The organism is Paraglaciecola arctica BSs20135 (genome assembly GCF_000314995.1).
Taxonomy (GTDB): Bacteria; Pseudomonadota; Gammaproteobacteria; order Enterobacterales; family Alteromonadaceae; genus Paraglaciecola; species Paraglaciecola arctica.
This window is the reverse complement of sequence record NZ_BAEO01000021.1, coordinates 1-19,335: the sequence shown is the minus strand read 5'-3', so window position 1 is coordinate 19,335 and position 19,335 is coordinate 1. Positions and strand designations below refer to the sequence as shown.

General features: G+C 41.6%; 17 protein-coding genes. 13 read left to right on the top strand and 4 right to left on the bottom strand.

Going from position 1 to position 19,335, the window contains the following annotated elements; all coding sequences use genetic code 11:
• The first annotated feature begins 8 nt into the window (after positions 1-8).
• From GARC_RS08000 to prpF, 10 genes are all read left to right on the top strand, one after another.
• On the top strand, positions 9-920 hold the full coding sequence (locus tag GARC_RS08000) for an acetaldehyde dehydrogenase (acetylating) (protein ID WP_007618650.1): 912 nt from the start codon (positions 9-11) through the stop codon (positions 918-920).
• Between the two features lie 4 nt (positions 921-924).
• Entirely contained in the window at positions 925-1,953 is a 1,029-nt protein-coding gene (dmpG, locus tag GARC_RS07995; protein WP_007618648.1) for a 4-hydroxy-2-oxovalerate aldolase, read from the top strand.
• Positions 1,953-2,744: a 2-oxo-3-hexenedioate decarboxylase gene (gene dmpH / locus GARC_RS07990; RefSeq protein WP_007618646.1), complete on the top strand. Its 792-nt coding sequence runs from the start codon at positions 1,953-1,955 to the stop codon at positions 2,742-2,744. Before dmpG ends, dmpH begins: the two co-directional genes overlap by 1 nt.
• A gap of 27 nt (positions 2,745-2,771) precedes the next feature.
• On the top strand, positions 2,772-3,377 hold the full coding sequence (locus GARC_RS07985; protein WP_007618641.1) for an antibiotic biosynthesis monooxygenase: 606 nt from the start codon (positions 2,772-2,774) through the stop codon (positions 3,375-3,377).
• A gap of 40 nt (positions 3,378-3,417) precedes the next feature.
• The gene (locus GARC_RS07980; RefSeq protein ID WP_007618640.1) at positions 3,418-3,609 is read left to right on the top strand and encodes a 4-oxalocrotonate tautomerase; all 192 of its coding nucleotides are present in this window, start codon (positions 3,418-3,420) and stop codon (positions 3,607-3,609) included.
• A 490-nt stretch (positions 3,610-4,099) separates the two neighbouring features.
• Positions 4,100-4,843 carry a GntR family transcriptional regulator gene (locus GARC_RS07975; RefSeq protein WP_007618639.1) on the top strand — a complete coding sequence of 248 codons (744 nt, stop codon included), beginning with the start codon at positions 4,100-4,102 and terminating at the stop codon, positions 4,841-4,843.
• Between the two features lie 13 nt (positions 4,844-4,856).
• Positions 4,857-5,762, top strand: coding sequence for a methylisocitrate lyase (gene prpB, locus GARC_RS07970; protein WP_007618638.1), 906 nt, complete (start codon positions 4,857-4,859; stop codon positions 5,760-5,762).
• Positions 5,763-5,806: 44 nt separating this feature from the next.
• Positions 5,807-6,931, top strand: coding sequence for a bifunctional 2-methylcitrate synthase/citrate synthase (prpC, locus tag GARC_RS07965; RefSeq protein ID WP_007618637.1), 1,125 nt, complete (start codon positions 5,807-5,809; stop codon positions 6,929-6,931).
• A 69-nt stretch (positions 6,932-7,000) separates the two neighbouring features.
• Complete coding sequence (gene acnD / locus GARC_RS07960; protein WP_007618636.1) at positions 7,001-9,619, top strand: Fe/S-dependent 2-methylisocitrate dehydratase AcnD; 2,619 nt, start codon at positions 7,001-7,003, stop codon at positions 9,617-9,619.
• A gap of 158 nt (positions 9,620-9,777) precedes the next feature.
• The gene (gene prpF, locus GARC_RS07955; RefSeq protein ID WP_039989145.1) at positions 9,778-10,956 is read left to right on the top strand and encodes a 2-methylaconitate cis-trans isomerase PrpF; all 1,179 of its coding nucleotides are present in this window, start codon (positions 9,778-9,780) and stop codon (positions 10,954-10,956) included.
• 132 nt (positions 10,957-11,088) lie between these two features.
• On the opposite strand, the gene GARC_RS07950 is transcribed toward prpF, so the two are convergent.
• A complete protein-coding gene (locus tag GARC_RS07950) occupies positions 11,089-12,009 on the bottom strand; it encodes a LysR family transcriptional regulator (RefSeq protein WP_039989136.1) in 921 nt (306 codons plus the stop codon).
• A gap of 130 nt (positions 12,010-12,139) precedes the next feature.
• On the opposite strand from GARC_RS07950, the gene GARC_RS07940 reads away from it, so the two are divergent.
• The 3 genes from GARC_RS07940 (at position 12,140) to GARC_RS07930 (ending at position 17,231) form a co-directional block, all read left to right on the top strand.
• Entirely contained in the window at positions 12,140-14,854 is a 2,715-nt protein-coding gene (locus GARC_RS07940) for a TonB-dependent receptor domain-containing protein (protein ID WP_007618632.1), read from the top strand.
• Between the two features lie 72 nt (positions 14,855-14,926).
• Complete coding sequence (locus GARC_RS07935) at positions 14,927-15,769, top strand: N-formylglutamate amidohydrolase (protein ID WP_007618631.1); 843 nt, start codon at positions 14,927-14,929, stop codon at positions 15,767-15,769.
• A 37-nt stretch (positions 15,770-15,806) separates the two neighbouring features.
• On the top strand, positions 15,807-17,231 hold the full coding sequence (locus tag GARC_RS07930) for a YfcC family protein (RefSeq protein WP_007618630.1): 1,425 nt from the start codon (positions 15,807-15,809) through the stop codon (positions 17,229-17,231).
• A gap of 263 nt (positions 17,232-17,494) precedes the next feature.
• On the opposite strand, the gene GARC_RS26720 is transcribed toward GARC_RS07930, so the two are convergent.
• From GARC_RS26720 to GARC_RS07920, 3 genes are all read right to left on the bottom strand, one after another.
• Entirely contained in the window at positions 17,495-17,653 is a 159-nt protein-coding gene (locus GARC_RS26720; protein ID WP_007618629.1) for a hypothetical protein, read from the bottom strand.
• Positions 17,654-17,751: 98 nt separating this feature from the next.
• Positions 17,752-18,462, bottom strand: a complete 711-nt coding sequence (locus GARC_RS07925) for a hypothetical protein (protein WP_007618626.1) — start codon at positions 18,460-18,462, stop codon at positions 17,752-17,754.
• A 47-nt stretch (positions 18,463-18,509) separates the two neighbouring features.
• The gene (locus GARC_RS07920) at positions 18,510-18,824 is read right to left on the bottom strand and encodes a helix-turn-helix transcriptional regulator (RefSeq protein ID WP_007618625.1); all 315 of its coding nucleotides are present in this window, start codon (positions 18,822-18,824) and stop codon (positions 18,510-18,512) included.
• Between the last annotated feature and the right edge of the window lie 511 nt (positions 18,825-19,335).

The following is a 19,335-nucleotide window of genomic DNA, read 5'->3' as shown; positions in this document are numbered from 1 at the left end:
TGTTAACCATGTCTAAGAAATTAAAAGCGGTCATTATCGGCCCGGGCAATATCGGGACCGATTTACTGATGAAAATAATGCGTTCAGACTGGATAGAACCGGTTTGGATGGTGGGAATCGATCCCGGATCTGCCGGTCTTAAACGGGCAGCCGAATTAGGCCTTAACATCTCCACATGCGGTGTTGATGGTATGCTGGATAAGGTCATAGAAGATGATATCAGGATTGCGTTTGATGCAACGTCTGCCTATGTCCATGCTGAAAATAGCCGTAAATTGAATGCGCTTGGGGTGATAATGATTGATTTAACACCAGCGGCTATTGGTCCGTATTGTATCCCCCCGGTTAATCTCAAACAGCACACCAAAAAACTGGAAATGAATGTCAACATGGTCACCTGTGGCGGACAGGCTACGATTCCAATGGTCGCCGCTGTTTCGCAAGTTCAAGAGGTGGACTACGGCGAAATTGTTGCCACAGTTTCATCCCGTTCAGTTGGGCCGGGCACCCGTCAAAATATCGATGAGTTCACACGCACCACTGCTGGCGCGGTTGAAAAAGTCGGAGGCGCAAAAAAGGGTAAGGCAATCATCGTTATCAACCCCGCCGAGCCACCATTGATGATGCGCGACACTATCCATTGTTTGACCAAAGACACACCAGACCAGGTAAAGATAACCGAGTCGGTACACAACATGGTGAAAGAGGTCCAGAAATACGTACCCGGCTATAAATTAGTTAACGGCCCTGTTTTTGATGGCAACAAAGTCTCGATATTTATGGAAGTGAAAGGCTTAGGCGATTTTCTGCCTGACTATGCAGGTAATCTCGATATTATGACGGCAGCCGCGCTACGCACTGCAGAAATGTTTGCCGAAGAGACCTATAACCAGACAATCAAGTTACCAGTGAGAGGTTAAAGTGATGGATTTAAAAGGTAAAAAAGTAACGCTGCACGACATGAGTCTACGTGATGGTATGCATGCCAAGCGTCATCAAATATCTACACAACAAATGATTGCGGTTGCAACCGGACTGGACGAAGCCGGTATTCCGCTGATTGAGGTGACCCATGGCGACGGATTAGGCGGTGCATCATTGAATTACGGATTTCCGGCACACAGCGATGAAGAATATCTCAAAGCCGTCGTGCCTAAGATGAAAAATGCCAAGATATCGGCTTTGTTGCTACCTGGTATTGGGACGGTCGACCACCTTAAAATGGCCCGCGACTGTGGTGTCCACACAATCCGAGTGGCCACCCACTGTACTGAAGCGGATGTCTCTGAACAGCATATTGGTATGGCAGCTAAAATGCAGATGGATACAGTCGGTTTTCTAATGATGGCCCACATGGTTAGTGCTGAAAAAATTCTAGAACAGGCCAAGCTGATGGAGAGTTACGGCGCTAACTGTATTTATTGCACGGATTCCGCCGGTTATATGTTACCTGATGAAGTCACCGAAAAAATCAGTTTATTGCGTGCTCAACTCAATCCCACAACTGAGCTGGGTTTTCATGGTCATCACAATATGGGGATGGCAATCGCTAACTCATTAACGGCCGTCGATGCGGGAGCAAACCGCATCGACGGATCTGTTGCCGGCTTGGGAGCTGGTGCCGGTAATACACCGTTAGAGGTATTTGTTGCGGTGCTAGATCGGATGCAGGCCATTCATGGTGTCGACCTCTACAAAATAATGGATGTGGCGGAAGACCTAGTTGTGCCGCTGATGGACCACCCAATTCGTGTAGATCGGGACGCTCTGACCCTTGGTTATGCCGGAGTTTACAGTTCTTTTTTATTATTTGCCCAGCGGGCTGAAGCAAAATATGGAATACAAGCCCGAGATATTTTGGTGGAACTCGGCAAACGCGGCACTGTAGGTGGCCAAGAAGATATGATTGAAGATTTAGCGTTAACAATGGCCAAAGAAAAGGGGTATATATAATGGGAAATTTAACCAGAGCACAGATTGAATACCTTGCAAAATATTTAGAAGATGCCGAGTTGAAAGCATATGAAGTTACCAAAATCACTGATGACTATCCGGACATGACCTACGAGGATGCATTCGACATTCAGTGGCAAATACGACTTCGCAAAGAAAAGCGCGGCAATAAAATTGTCGGTATGAAAATGGGCCTAACGTCCTGGGCCAAAATGGCACAGATGGGCGTAGAAACCCCCTGTTATGGTTTTTTAGCTGACTATTTCGCAATACCGGATGGTGGGAAAATCAAGCATGATGAACTGATCCATCCTAAAGTTGAAGCGGAACTAGCCTTTGTCACAAAAGCGCCTTTGAAAGGTCCTGGTGTGCATATCGGTGACGTGCTTCGAGCCACAGATTTTGTTATGCCAGCAGTTGAAATTATTGACTCCCGTTATAAAGATTTCAAATTCGATCTTAAAAGTGTTATTGCCGACAACTCCTCTTCCAGTCGTTTTGTGGCAGGCGGAACGATGGCAAAACCTGAAGATCTGGATTTAAAGAACTTGGGCGTGGTAATGGAAATCAACGGTGAAGTGGTACAGTTGGGAGCCGGAGCTGCTGTACTAGGCCATCCGGCATCATCTGTTGCCATGCTAGCTAATATGTTGGCTGAGCGAGATGAGTATATACCTGCAGGTACCTTTATCATGATTGGCGCAATTACCGCTGCAGTGCAAGTGAATAAAGGCGACTCTTTTTGTGTTCGTTATCAGAATTTGGGTACCGTATCTGGTAAGTTTGTTTAACAAAGAACAGCTGGGTAGATACATTAAGTGAAAGAGAAAGCGGGCACCATCCCCTTATACAATGGCAAAAACGATATTTGTGAGCCTGGCAATGAAGGACCGGTCACGGTCAGTATTGCCCGAAAGATAAAGGCAGGCCTCGAGAATAAATATGAAAAATGGATTTCGGGTGTGATTGAAGCTGCCTCAGATTTTCCCGGCCATATGGGCAGCAATGTCCTTCGGCCGGCACCTTCAACAGGTGACGAATACGTCATTATCTATCGCTTTGATAATTATGCTAACTGCATGAAGTGGGAACAATCAGCCCTACGTCAGCAGTGGCTTGATAAACTCGAATCTATGGTTGTAGGTGAATCCACAACACAGCGAGCAACGGGACTGGAATTCTGGTTTGATCTGCCAGAACTACCGCTAAACAAGAAACCGTCATCACATAAAATGGCGTTAGTGCTGATCATAGTCGTTTACCTATTAGTGATGCTCATAAATGTCATATTCCAGTCCTTGTTCGAGGGTTTGAATATCTGGTTTCGTAGTTTAATTGTGGTGGTAGGTCAGGTTTTATTGATGACCTATATTGTTATGCCATGGGTGACAAGATTGCTGAAAAACTGGTTATTCAAAGATTAACTTTAATTAGGTTTTACCTACTAAAAAGGAAAATAAAGAAATGCCCATAGCGCAAATAAATATTATTGAAGGAAGAACTGATGAGCAAAAAGAAACCCTCATCAGCGAAGTTACAGATGCTATCGTGCGTACGATTGGTGCACCTAAGCAAAGTGTGCGGGTAATTATTAATGAAATGCCAAAGCAACATTTTGGTATCGCTGGTGAATCAGCTAAAAAAATAGGCCGATAATATGTTTTCCACGAATTTAAAACCATCAACTTGATAAACCCCAAAATTGTCGACATTCTGGTGATTTTTGAATGTTGCATATATGTCTATTGTAAACAGCAAAACTCAAATTCGAGTTTTGCACCACTCTACTACTTAGGTTTTGCCTAAAGTTGACTGGAACTTTTTGAATGAATACTTCTTTATAAGAATTGGATAATAAGTGTAGTTGAAGCCACTCCCTCTAGTTGGACCAGCAACATTGGCAAAAAAGGCTATTCGAGCAGTATTAATTGCAACCATAAAAAATCAAATTTAGCGGAAAATTTGTTTTTTGAACAAAATTCAAACATTTCATTCCCCACATCACAACGCTATTATTGTCGACAATAATAGCAACCTACACTTGAATAATATAACAAACCAGTTATTATGCTTCCAATAAAATAAAGTTGTCGACAATATTTATTCGACAAATTAGTCTAATTTTAACCTAGATGTACTTAAATTTATGAAAACACAGAATCCAACGCAACTAGCAGCTGTCACTACTGCGGATAAAGTATTTGAGCAAATACAGCATGCTATTGTTGAAGGTGACATCCCTTCAGGTAGTAAAATAAGCGAACCTGAGTTAGCTAAGCGTTATCAAATAAGCCGTTCAACCTTACGTGAGGCATTAAATCGCTTAGAGAAGTGCCACCTTATTGAAAGAAAGGCAAACATTGGTTCTCGTGTGGTGAAGTGTTCTATTGAAGGTTTATTAGAGCTTTATATTACTAGAGAAGCATTGGAAGGCATGGCATGTAGACAAGCGGCAAAAAACATGTCCGATGAAGAAATCTCTCACATGCAAGACATGCTTAAAATTCATGCCCAAACTCAAGATCTCAAAGATGGCGTTGCTTATTATCAGGAAGAAGGGAACCTTGATTTTCACTATAAAGTTATTTTAGGCAGTCATAACAAACAATTAATCGAATTGATCTGTGGCCAGCTATATCACTTAGTACGTATGTATCGTTGTCAATTTGGGATGCATAGCCCAAGAGCGAGTCAAGCCTTTCAGGAACATGCCAACATAATTCAGGCTATCGCAGACAGAGACGGAGAAATGGCAGAAATGTTAATGCGTCACCATATTGCATCGTCTCGTAAAAATATTGAAAAGAAAATAGCTAAAGAGATAGCCAAAAAAGACACCAAACAAAGTGCTCAAACAGAACAAGTCAACATTCAACTCATTAAGACTTAAGAGGAAATATACTATGACAAGTCCATTATCTGCAGGCGCAAAATTTCGCCAAGCCTTGGCCAATAATAAACCACTACAAGTTGTCGGCACTATCAATGCCTATAGCGCTATGATGGCGCAGCAAATTGGTCATCAAGCCATCTATTTATCGGGTGGCGGTGTAGCCAATGCGTCTTATGGTCTACCTGATCTTGGCATGACCTCACTTAATGATGTTATTGCCGATGTACAAAGAATTACCAGCGCTTCAAGCTTACCTTTGCTGGTCGATATTGATACTGGTTGGGGTGGTGCTTTTAATATAGCGAAAACTATTCGAGATATGGAAAAAGCCGGTGCTGCAGCTGTGCATCTCGAAGATCAAGTCGCCCAAAAGCGTTGTGGTCATCGCCCCAATAAAGAAATTGTTTCGACTGAAGAAATGACTGACCGAATTCGCGCCGCCGTTGATGCTCGAATTAACCCAGACTTTTTCATTATGGCGCGTACCGATGCTTTTGCTCAAGAAGGTCTAGAAGCAGCGCTTGAACGTGCTAAAGCCTATGTGGCAGCAGGTGCTGATGGTATTTTTGCTGAAGCGATTCAAACAGAACAACATTATCGCGCTTTTACAGAAGCTTTAGATGTCCCTGTTCTTGCCAATATTACTGAGTTTGGTCAAACAGAACTTTGGAATAAAAAACAGTTAGGCGAATGGGGTTGTGCCATGGTGCTTTATCCACTATCAGCATTTCGTGCCATGAATAAAGCCGCTGAGTCTGTATATAAAACATTGTTAAACGATGGCGACCAAAAAGCTGAAATTGACAACATGCAAACACGCATGGATTTATATGACTATCTTGGTTATCACGATTATGAGCAAAAACTGGATTCGCTTTTTCTTAAAGAAAAGAGTGCTGATGGCAAAAATAAATAATCTATTTCAAATCTTAAAATATATTAAAAACTGAGGAATTTATCATGTCAGAGAAAAAAATTAATGGTGCCGGTTTACGTGGTCAAAGCGCGGGTGAAACGTCTCTTTGTACTGTTGGGAAATCCGGTAGCGGTTTAACCTATTGCGGTTATGATGTTTCTGATTTAGCTGATAATGCCAGCTTCGAAGAGGTGGCTTATTTATTATTCAATGGTGAATTGCCAAACGTAGCTGAGCTGGCTGAATACAAAGCTGAACTTTTCGCGATGCGTGATATTCCGCAAGCACTAAAAGAAGTATTAAAGCTTATTCCTAAAGACACCCATCCTATGGATGTTATGCGTACTGGCTGTTCATTTTTAGGTAATGTTGAACCAGAAGTTGATTTTTCTGAACAAAGAAAAGCGGCGAACCGTTTATTATCGGCTTTTCCTGCGATCATGTGTTACTGGTATAGATTTTCTCATGAGGGCGTTGAAATTGATTGTACAAGTGACGAATCATCACTTGGCGGTCACTTCTTACGTTTGCTTAAAGGTGAAAGCCCATCGGCGCAACACGAACGTGTAATGGATGTATCCTTAATTTTATATGCTGAGCATGAATTTAACGCCTCTACTTTTACTGCACGTGTATGTGCATCAACTTTATCAGATATGTTTTCTTGTGTAACAGGTGCAATTGGTACTTTACGTGGTCCACTGCACGGTGGCGCTAACGAAGCAGCAATGGATATGATCCAAAAATTCACATCACCTGCTGACGCAAAAGAGCAGATGGCGGGTATGCTTGAGCGCAAAGAAAAAATCATGGGCTTTGGTCATGCCATTTACCGCACTTCCGACCCGCGTAATGACATTATTAAAGCTTGGTCAGAAAAGTTAGCTAAAGAAAACGGTGATACTTCACTTTATGATATCTCTGTTGCCTGTGAAGAGTTTATGTGGGATACCAAAAAATTATTTTGTAATGCAGATTTTTTCCATGCATCTACTTATAACTATATGGGTATTCCAACTAAATTGTTTACGCCTATTTTTGTTTGTTCACGATTAACAGGTTGGGCTGCACACGTAATGGAACAGCGCTCTAACAACCGAATAATCCGCCCTAGTGCCGATTATATTGGTTCAGACCCAAGAAAAGTAACCCCCATCGCACAAAGATAAAATAGCAAATAGGCGAACGCTTTTGCTTCGCCTTTTTAAACGCCTTAACCTCACTCTGAGGATGACATTATGAATTACGATTATCGTAAACCACTACCTGGTGCCAACATTGATTTTTTCGATACAAGGGCAGCAGTAGAAGCCATTAAACCGGGGGCTTATAAAAAACTCCCCTACACTTCCCGAGTATTAGCCGAACAATTAGTGCGTCGTTGTGCCCCAGAAATCTTAACGGATTCATTAAAGCAAATCATTGAAGGCAAACAAGATCTAGATTTTCCTTGGTATCCTGCTCGTGTTGTTTGTCATGATATTTTAGGTCAAACCGCTCTAGTTGATTTAGCGGGTCTGCGTGACGCTATTGCTGATCAAGGTGGCGACCCGGCTAAAGTTAACCCTGTCGTACCAACTCAACTGATTGTTGACCATTCATTAGCGGTTGAAGCAGCGGGTTTTGATCCCGAAGCATTTGATAAAAATCGCGTGATTGAAGATCGTCGTAATGCCCAGCGATTTCACTTTATAGAATGGACAAAAACGGCATTTAAAAATGTTGATGTTATCCCTGCTGGTAACGGCATCATGCACCAAATTAACTTAGAGAAAATGTCACCTGTTATTCAAGTACGTGATGGCGTCGCTTTCCCTGATACTTGTGTGGGTACCGACAGCCATACCCCCCATATTGATGCACTGGGTGTAATTGCCATTGGTGTAGGTGGTTTAGAAGCCGAAACAGTTATGCTAGGTCGCCCGACTATGATGCGCCTACCCGATATTATTGGTGTTAAGTTAAGCGGTAAACGTCAGCCCGGTATTACTGCTACCGATATTGTATTAGCTATCACCGAGTTTTTACGTAATCAAAAAGTAGTTTCTGCTTATTTAGAATTTTTCGGTGAAGGCACTAAAACCTTAACCATAGGTGATAGAGCAACTATCTCAAACATGACACCAGAATATGGTGCCTCTGCAGGTATGTTCTACATTGATGAACAAACCATTGACTACTTGAAGATTACGGGCCGTGAACCCGAACAAGTTGCACTTGTTGAGAATTACGCTAAACAAACAGGTTTATGGGCTGATGATTTAGTTGATGCGCAATACCATCGTGTTATCGAATTTGATTTATCAAGCGTAGGTCGTAATTTAGCGGGACCATCTAATCCACATCGTCGTTTAGCCACAGCCGATTTGGCTTCCAAACACATAGCTAAAGACTTAGCCGCGTGTAAAATACAAGAAGCTAACGGCGAAATGCCCGATGGTGCAGTGATTATTGCAGCTATTACCAGTTGTACTAATACATCTAACCCTCGTAACGTAGTAGCTGCAGGGCTTATTGCTAAACGCGCTAACGAATTAGGTTTGTTACGTAAACCTTGGGTTAAAACATCCTTTGCACCAGGGTCAAAAGTCGCCAAACTTTATTTAGAAGAAGCTGGTCTTTTATCTGAAATGGAAAAATTAGGTTTTGGAATTGTTGGTTACGCCTGCACTACTTGTAATGGTATGAGTGGCGCACTTGATCCCAAAATTCAACAAGAAGTTATCGACCGAGATTTATACGCTACAGCGGTACTTTCAGGAAACCGTAATTTTGATGGTCGTATTCATCCTTATGCCAAACAAGCATTTTTGGCATCACCGCCATTAGTGGTGGCTTATGCCATTGCCGGTACAATACGTTTTGATATTGAAAAAGATGTATTAGGACAAGATCAAAAGGGTAACGACATTACCTTAAAAGATATTTGGCCTAGTGACGAAGAAATTGATGCCATAGTCGCTTCATGTGTTAAGCCTGAGCAATTCAAAAAAGTTTACACACCTATGTTTGATTTAGGGGCATTTGAACCCGCTGAAAGCCCTTTATACGCTTGGGATGAAACCAGTACTTATATCCGTCGCCCTCCCTACTGGAATAAAGAAGGCGAAGGTGCATTAGCCGGTGAACGCACCATGAAAGGTATGCGTCCCCTAGCCGTGCTTGGCGATAACATTACCACCGATCATTTATCCCCCTCAAATGCGATTCAGTTAAACAGTGCTGCGGGCGCTTACCTCGCTAAAATGGGTTTACCTGAAGCTGACTTTAATTCCTATGCAACACATCGTGGTGATCACCTAACGGCACAACGTGCAACCTTTGCTAACCCCAAACTATTCAATGAAGTGTGTAAGGATGAAAATGGCGAAGTAAAACAAGGCTCACTAGCGCGCATTGAACCCGAGGGTACTGAATCTCGCATGTGGGAAGCCATTGAAACTTACATGCAGCGCAAGCAGCCATTAATCATTATTGCAGGTGCTGATTACGGTCAAGGCTCTTCACGTGACTGGGCCGCTAAAGGGGTTCGTTTAGCCGGAGTGGAAGTCATAGTGGCTGAAGGTTTTGAGCGTATTCACCGCACTAACTTGGTAGGTATGGGAGTGTTACCTCTTGAATTTGTTAAGGGTGAAACTCGGCATACTTACAAGATTGATGGCTCCGAAACTTACGATGTTAATGGGTCCCCTACAGCAGGTGGCGCCATGACAGTTGTGATGACGCGCAAAAATGGTGAGGTTGTGGAGATCCCCGTTAAATGTCGTTTAGATACTGCTGAAGAAGTGTCGGTATACGCAGCAGGCGGTGTTTTGCAGAAATTCGCGAATGATTTTCTTGAAGCGACTGTTAGTTAGGTTTCGCTAAAACAGTTTATTAAGCGGTACTTAACAATGAGTTAGTACCGCTTTTTCTTAAATCTATACCCAAAATCATTGGAATTGCATGGCGGCGGCAAATGAATGCAGCCAACAAACAGGCAGTTTCAAGGGTGATGGGTATAAAGGAGAACGCTATGTCTCACGTACCTCAAATAAAAATACCCGCAACTTATATGCGTGGTGGTACATCTAAAGGTGTATTTTTTAATTTAAGCGATTTGCCAACACTCTGTCAGGTGCCAGGTGAAGCGCGCGACAATATGTTATTACGGGTGATTGGTAGCCCAGATCCATACGGCAAACAAACAGACGGTATGGGCGGTGCCACATCCAGTACCAGTAAAACGGTTATTTTAGCTAAATCACAACAAGCCGATCACGATGTCGATTATTTATTTGGCCAAGTAGCCATAGATAAAGCCTTTGTTGATTGGAGCGGAAATTGTGGCAACCTCACCGCAGCTGTAGGCTCTTTTGCCATTAGTTCAGGCTTAATTAATGCAGATAGAATACCTGAGAATGGTATTTGTGAAGTGCGAATTTGGCAGAAAAACATCAGTAAAACAATTATTGCTCATGTGCCCATCACCCAAGGTGAAGTACAGGAAACCGGTGATTTTGAACTAGATGGCGTCACTTTTCCTGCGGCTGAAGTACAAGTGGATTTTGTAGCACCTGTCGACCCAAGCGAGGCAATGTTCCCTACAGGTAATCTAGTTGACGATCTTGTTGTACCTGACATTGGTACTTTTAAAGCGACCATGATCACAGCAGGTATTCCCACCATATTCTTAAATGCAGATGAGATTGGTTATACGGGAACTGAACTACAAGAAGCCATTAATGGCGATGAAAAAGCGTTACTACGTTTTGAAACAATTCGTGCTTATGGCGCATTAAAAATGGGCTTAATTAAAGGCATTTCTGAAGCTGCATCTCGTCAACACACTCCTAAAGTAGCCTTTGTTGCCCCCCCAAAAGCCTATACATCTTCAAGTGGCAAAAATATTACTGCAAGTGATATTGATTTGCAGGTGCGTGCACTATCTATGGGTAAATTACACCATGCCATGATGGGCACTGCCGCAGTTGCCATTGGCACTGCAGCGGCTATTCCTGGCACATTAGTCAATATAGCGGCCGGTTCAGGAGAACGAAGCGCAGTCACTTTTGGTCATCCATCAGGTACTTTAAAAGTAGGCGCACTCGCAACATCTATCGATGGAAATTGGACAGTAAAAAAAGTCAGTATGAGTCGCAGTGCGAGAGTTTTGATGGAAGGTTGGGTACGCATTCCAGCGGATTGTTTTTAGTCTTCCGAGCTCAGAAATTTAATCTGAGCTCGATTTAATAACGTACAAACATTCTAACATTTAACGAAACAGCACCGCTATTCATCTATTTTATTGCAGCTTAATAAACTTAAATCCTTCACTTTAATAGCCCTAACCTTGGTTATTATTCATATTGTCAAAGTACATTTTACAGTGTTTATAAAATGCTTCAGTTAGTCTGTTCATTGGGGAATGTGCTGAGGTAATGAAAGCGTATTCATGTACAATTTTAGGGCTAAAGGGAATAAGCACTAAACCTTCGTTGGCGTATTGTTTAGCGAGCATTTCATTAACAATAGCAATGCCAATATTGCGTTTCGCAAAGGTACAGGCGATTGCCACTGTATGGGTTTCCAAGCGTACTTTCATGGGTATTTTGTCGCGTAAAAAGACGTTCTCAATTTGCAATCTAGAATACCTTCCTTGGCCGAGTAAAATAAGATCTTCGCCGGCTAAATCTTTACTGGTGAGTCCTTTGTGTTTAGCGAGTTTATGTTCGCTAGATACTGCACAGACTGTGTTACTGCTAATAAGATGTTGGCAAATTAAACCCGGATGATTTTCTGGCAATTGAATAAAACCACAATCGGCTGAGCGATGAGCAACAATTTCTCGCGCTCTGGTTGGCGAATGTGTATCTAAGCTTATTTTAACGTTAGGGTGCTGTTTCAAAAAATCCGTAACAACATTTGCCAAAGGACCTGCGATAAAACTGTTGGGTGCAACTAACCTCAGCTGACCTAGGTTTGAATTAAAAATATTGTTCGCTAACAAGGATATTCGGTCAACACTCATTAGGGTTAAATCAACTTCTTTAATCAAGGTTAATGCTTCGTCTGTTGGGATTAACCTGCCTTTTTCACGGTAGAACAGCTGAAAACCTATATTCTCTTCGAGTAAGGCCAATAAACGACTGATCCCTGGTTGTGTTAAGGCAAGTTGTTTAGCGGCAGCGGTGGCTGAACCCGTTTTAATGATGGCACTAAAGGCTTCTAAACTTTTTAAACTAAGGTTTTGTGGTGTTGAGTTAATTGGGTTACCTATAACAGTTTGTTATGTAGTGATGACTTATTTATATAATATTGCATGGATTAATTTAGCTTGTAAAGTAACCCCAAGAAGTTACATCACACAAAAATAACAACCAACAGTGGACAAAACCATGAAGACACGCTCATTTAAAATATCAGTCATCGCTTTGGCAGTTTTAAGTTCTTGCTATGTTACTGCGACACTAGCGCAAGATGCCGACACTCAGCAAGCAGAAGACAATTCTGAAGTTATTTCGATAACAGGCTCTAGAATTAAACGTCAAAGTGAAACGCCAAGCCCGGTACAAAGTTTTGATTTTGAAGACTTGAACCAGAATGGTGTGATCTCCTTAGGGGATATATTGCAAGAGCTGCCTTCGGTTGGCTCTAGTTTAAATGGTAATGGTTCGGCGGGTACTAGCCATGGTTCAAGTAGTATTAATTTACGTAACCTTGGTGACAACCGTTCATTAGTGCTAGTTAACGGTCATCGCTGGGTTAATGGCGCAGGTACTCGAGGTTTCCGTGATTTTGTGGATATGAATACTATTCCACAAGCGATAGTTAAAAGAGTGGAAGTGTTACAAGATGGGGCTACCGCTATTTATGGTGCTGATGCCATTGCCGGCGTAGTCAATATTTATACTCACTCAGATTTTGTGGGTACCAGCATTAAAACTTATTACGGTGAGTCGTCTGAAGGCGATAAAGAAACCGCTAATATTGATGTTTTGTGGGGCAAGGATTTCGGCGACAGTAACTTTATGGTTGCGGCTAGTTATTCAGATCAAAAACCTATTTATACTCAAGACAGAGAGCTTACTGCTATACCTCTTAATGGTTTAGCCACAGGTACACCTGAAGGCTTGTTTAGAGAAAGTTCATTAGAAAATGTGATGGATTTTACTATCCCATCAGGTGGAATTACACGAGATCCCGGTAGTAACGGCAGTGATATTAATGCTTGGCGTGGGGTTACCTCTGATGATAAATACAACCGTTATGCCGATAACTATGTGGTTGGTCCAAGCGAACGTTTTTCACTTTATGCTCAAGGTGTGGTGCCATTCGACTTCGCAACTTTAAAAATTGAAGCTTTATACAATAAGCGTATTTCTGATCAACAATTTTCTGCTTCTTTGTCTTCTATTCAAGGCTCTCGAGGATTTATCATCCCTGACAATGCTGCCGTTAATCCATTTGGTGTGGAGTTTTCTGGCTCTGATTTTAGACATACTACTTTTTTCAATGAAAACGGTTTGCGGGTAAATGAACAAAACGTAGAAACAACGCGTTTAGGTTTAGGTTTAGATGGCGAGTTTGGCAATGATTGGAGTTGGGATAGCTTTTTATCTTGGGCACAAAACGAGGGTGAATTTATATCCAACAATCAAATGGATTTAGATAAACTGGCATTGGGATTAAGAGCATGCGACACCACAGGTATTGGGGCTAATGTGAGTGATTTGGCCGCGGGTTGTGTAGCGGTCAATCTTTTTAATCCATTAACCCAAGAAATGGTCGATTATGTAAACTTTACCGCTCGGGATAATAACAAAGCACAACAACTAGACTTTACGTTTAACGTTACGGGCAGTCTTTATGAGTTACCTGCCGGAGAGTTAGCTGTTGCTGCGGGTATTGAATATCGTAAAGAAAAAGGCCTAGATGTTTCAGATAATTACGTTAACGCTGATCCTAGAGTTAATAGTTATCGCACCACATCTTCAGCACCTCGTTTAGGTACAAAAGGTGAATATGATCTAACCGAGGCCTATGTTGAGTTAAGTATTCCTTTATTGGCTGACCAGCCTATGGTTAAGAATCTTGAGTTGAGTTTGGCGAGTCGTTTTTCAGACTACAGCACCTTTGGCACTACCACTAACAGTAAGGCTGGTTTGATATATAGCCCTACCGCTGGGTTGTCACTTCGAGCGACTTGGGCCGAAGGTTTTAGAGCACCATCAATTTTAGAATTATTTGAAGGTCAAAGAGCAACCTTTATCGCCGTTAACGATCCTTGTGCTGCAAATAATCAATTGCCTGGTTGTGTTGCTGTACCTAGTGATTATGTGCAAGAGAATAGTAATATTCCTATCACTACTGGGGGGAATAAATTACTAACACCGGAAACTTCAGAAAATGTCTCTTTTGGTTTTGTTTATTTACCTGAATTTATCGATGATTTTAGTATTACTGTTGATTGGTATGATATTGAGATCAACGACACTATCAGTGTATTCGGTGCCCAAAACATCCTTGATTTATGCGCCTTTAAAAACAAAAACTGCGGCGTGATAAGTCGCAGTGCATCGGGTGAAATCCTCGACCTTATTGATGGCCCAGTAAACTTAAACAGCACCACAGTGGCTGGTATGGATGTGGTGATGCATTACAGTATTAACAATGACACGGGGAAATGGGATTTTAGTGCAAATTTCTCTAAGTTAAGGGAATTTACCGAAGTGTCTACCTTATCAGATGGTACTACTCAGTCTGTGGATAAAGTGGGTACTGCTGCCTCTCGTGAGTCTTATCCTGAATGGCGCAGCAGCCTCAGTGCGCGATGGAAACGAGACCAATGGTCTGCTGCTTATAGTGCCCGTTTAATTGGCGAAACCACTGAAATCTTCAACAGTGAAGCCCTACCTATTAACTCAGTCACTTATCATAATGTGTCCGGTGGTTATGATTTTAATAATGGTCTAAAAACTAAAATCGGTATTAACAACATTACCGATAAACAGCCACCTGTGTCTTTGACTAACACTAATATCAACTTCGACCAAAATACCTATAACGCCATTGGCCGTTTTATGTATCTGCAGTTGAACTACGATTTTTAAAGGTAGGACTTGCGTGTCAGTAGCTTGCTCTAGGGCAAGCTACTTGCTTTTTATCTTTCGCGGAAGCTTAGAATGACTTTACCTTATACCCTTATTTCTCCAGTAAAAAATCAAGCCTTACCTTTAGTGTTTGACTCGCCCCACAGCGGTGATGTTTTCCCAGCTGACTTTGTAAGCAAAGTTAGTAACCAAGATTTAAAGACTGGCTGGGACGCCTTTGTAGGTGAGCTTTGGCAAGGTGTGGTAGACCAAAATGCCTATTTATTGTTAGCCAATATATCCAGAATGTATGTTGATTTAAATCGTGCTCCAAACGACATCGATCCGGTATTGCTCGATAAAGCTTGGGATTACTGTCAACCTACCAAATACAGCGACAGAGGCATGGGACTCATTAGGCGCATGGTTTTGCCTGATGTACCTATCTACGACACCACTCTAAGCCAGGCACAAATACAAACTCGCTTAGATCATTATTATTACCCCTACCACAATGCCTTGATGCAAACATTAGATGCGCTGCATCAAACACATGGTGGCGTTTGGCATATTGATTGCCATTCAATGAAATCCCGCGGCAATAGAATGAATATTGACAGTGGGCTGTTAAGGCCCGACATCATTTTGGGCGATAACGACGGAACCAGTGCCAGTGCGGAATTTGTACAGGTTATTGAAGACGCATTTATAGAACGGGGCTATAAAGTGGTGCGCAATACGCCATACAAAGGAGGTTATCTGGTGACACATTATGCGGAGGTAGCAAATAATCGTCATAGTATGCAGATTGAAGTTAATCGTAATTTGTATATGAATGAACTCAGCTTTACTCCAAATGCAAACTTCACTAGCTTTCAAGCTGACTTAAATTGGGTGTCAGCTAAAATCGCTGAATATGTATCAAGCCAAGTTTAACTTTGCTTAAATAACCGCAGTTAATGTAGAGAAAAATATGTCACAAAATAGCGATAGTCCCGAGGAAAATGTTGTTAAAGCGATCCCTGAGCATAAAACAATTAATCCAATCATTATTTTGCTTGGCATTTTATTGTTTGCGATGTTTTTAACCTATGTTGTTGACTCTGGTAGCTATCAACGGGAAGGCAAATTAGTTGTTCCTAATAGCTACCAGACTTTGGACAAAGACAGTTCATTGTCGAATCTTTTTAATACTCATACTATTGACGATGAAAACAGCGCACAACCAGTTAGCTTAATCGGCCTTTTACTCACCATTCCAGAAGGCTTGGAGCGCGGTGCAGGTTTGATTTTTATGGTGCTGATAATAGGTGGCTTATTTGGTATTTTAACTAAGTCAGGTGCTATTGATGCAGGGTTGGAGCGCCTGCTGAGTTTAGTGAATGGCAATATTTATCTGCTGGTTATTGTTTTAATGACGGTTTTTTCCGCTGGCAGTACATTTTTAGGATTAGCCTCTGAATATTTATTGGTGATCCCGATTATGGTGGCCATGGCCAATCGTTTAGGTATGTCTAATATGATTGGGTTTTCCATAGTTGCAGTAGCAGTTAAAGCCGGGTATTTGTCATCGGTGACTAATCCTTTACCCCTGACTATTGCCCAGCCATTACTCGGCCTACAAATATTTAGCGGAGCCAGCATTCGCTTTTATTTCTATTTAGTATTTTTGGTCGTCGGCATACTGTTTGTATTGTTGATGGTGCGCAGAAGTGGTTATGTTAAAGATGTGGCGATTCATTTTTCTGCAGATAAGTTATCTGTGCGCCATAGCTTAATGCTGAGTATTTTAGCTTTAAGTATAGGATTTTTAGTGTATGCCTCTAATCAATGGCATTGGAAACATCATGCATTGTCAGCCTATTACATAGGGGTGTGTATCTTATTGGCTTTTGTGAGTGGCATAGGTGCCAATAACGCCGCCAATGCCTTTGTTAGTGGTATGAAAAAAGTGTTACTCGCGAGTTTTTTAATTGGCATTGCATCTGCCGTAGCAGTTTGTTTAGAAGAAGGAAAAATTCTTGATTCAGTGGTACACGGTTTAGTCTCAACTATTGGTGATAATAATCCAACCTTATCCGCGATAGGCATGTTTTTCTCGCAATTAACCTTAGACTTTTTAATCCCATCAACCTCTGGTCAGGCAGCGGTTAGCATGCCAATTATGGGGCCCATTGGACAATTGTCTGGTGTTTCGGCACAAACCACTTTAAATGCCTTTTTGTTTGGCAACGGCATCACAAATATACTCACTCCCACCTCTGGAACCTTATTAGCCTATTTAGCAACGGCAAAAATAGCCTGGTCAGATTGGGCCAAATTTATATTCCCTTTGTGGTTGCTGTATATAGCCATTGCGATTGTATTGTTAGCACTTTCAGTGTCCTTAGGTTATTAGTGTGTCTATTCTAGACCTTGATATTCAGATATTGATACAACACTAAAACCCTCATAATCATGTATTGTCCATTCTGCAGTAAAGCCCTTCTGGGTTGGGTGCTATTTTTCTGGATGTTGAGCAAACAAGACCGGCCTTCTTAAAACAAAATAACGGGCATATCGGGGTATTTCCGCTAGAATAGAGTGCTTGAAAAACACCAAGGTGATTGGAAACAGGGGAAAAGCTTTCCCCCTTAGATACTGTTTTATCTTTCTACAAAATTAGCGGGCAAACCCACTAAGAGCCAAAGGTGAAAATGAAGACGCTACAACTTTAGCAGCTTGAGGCGGCTTTTTAACACCAGGGCCAGCGATAGTCGAGGCTGAAGTCAAAGCGAAAGATATAACGATAGAGGCGATAAGCAATTTAGATTTTTTCATGATTTACATTCCTAACATAGTGAATAGTGTGAAAGGATTTTCACACTAGCTGGCATTATGCCATATGTTAAAAACGCACGAATTAAAGAGGGATGAACTTACGCAGAAAGGTGTTTTTTCGATTGATTATTGAAAAAATGCATATAAATGACGGCGAGTGTTATACCTGAAATAACATTTGATATAGGTGTAAACAGATAATAAATAGTAGTGACATCCGTAAATCCACCTACATGTCTGACAAAATATTCCAGTGCCATCAATAAGACTAATCCAAAGTAAAAATAAAGGATACCGCCTATATGCGTATCAAGCCCTGTCTTGCCAGATGTGTATTTAAAATACTCATGGGCAATAAGGACGCGGTTAAATAAAAGCTGTCTCGCCCACACTGTAATGGCAAGCAATCCTACCACGTAGTGAATCTCTGGCTTATTCGCATACCCTTGATACCACCACAAGCATTCGGCAACAATGCTATAAAGTACAATAATGAGAGTGATTTTCGCGGTGATGTGATGAAAGTAATAACATGATAGTCCAATACCTAAGCCGTAAATCACAAACCAATACTGCCAAGTATCAGGGACAAAGTATAAGGCTTTAGAGCCTAACCAGTATCCTAACAAGATGACCAGCGCGCCCAATGTATCTTTATCAGTCCAACAAAATATGCAGCTCAAACACAGCGCCGCAATATAAATATTGTCGAAATGCTCTGGGGTAGCACCATAAAAGTAAAGCAACACCGCTAGCACTGGTGTCGTTAAGAAGAATAGAGTTTTGTGAAAGTAGTATTTGACGCCCATTGAGGCTGGCCCACCTCCCGCATCAAATAAACGCTTTAAAATAATGGTTAATCCTGTTTATCGGAACGTGATAACTTTTTCGCCATATTAATAAGATTTTGCTCAGAAAATCCAAAATATTTCATTACATGCCCAAAAAACTCTGTTCGAGTATCGCTTGATACACCTTGTTTACAGACAATGTGCCACATAGAAATAACTTCCGCACCAATCGCATTTATGGCTTCAGGCTTTTCGTTTTCGATAGCCGATACCGTCTCGCGGCTTATGCCGATACGCGCTCCGAGCTGCCCCTGTGTGAAATCAGCTTCTTTTCTCATCGCTTTGAGTAAAGCGCCGCTGATTTTATTACGTCTTCCCATTTTAAGTGATATCTCAACCTAATTCTGTAAAGTCGAATGATAAATTTTCATCTATCTAAAGTCTACTAAAACAGCGTTAAATATTTACCGAAATTATGAGTGTGCATTAATGCCTCATGCTGAAAAGAGCCAACCTAGACACCCAAAGCCAACCTTGACACCCAAAGCCAACCTTGACACCCAAAGTAATAACGTACCCAAGCATAGCCTAATCAACAAGTACAAAATGATCTGTATTTTTTCATTCATTGGGTTTTAATATGATGAAATCGAAATTGTGTGGATTCTAGCCTAAAACATACCGTTAAATAGGTCTTCATTTCAAATTGCAGGCAGCATGTTCAGAGCTCGTTGAGCTAGGAACATTTAGGTTGGATGATACTTAAATATTTAGGCGGATTGAAGTAAAACTCTGGCCTTTGCCATCCCTCGTATTCGTTGATGGTCTGTATGATGTTTGAATTGTTGCAACATATGCTCACTACCTACTGCTGTGCTGAAGTGTTGTTCG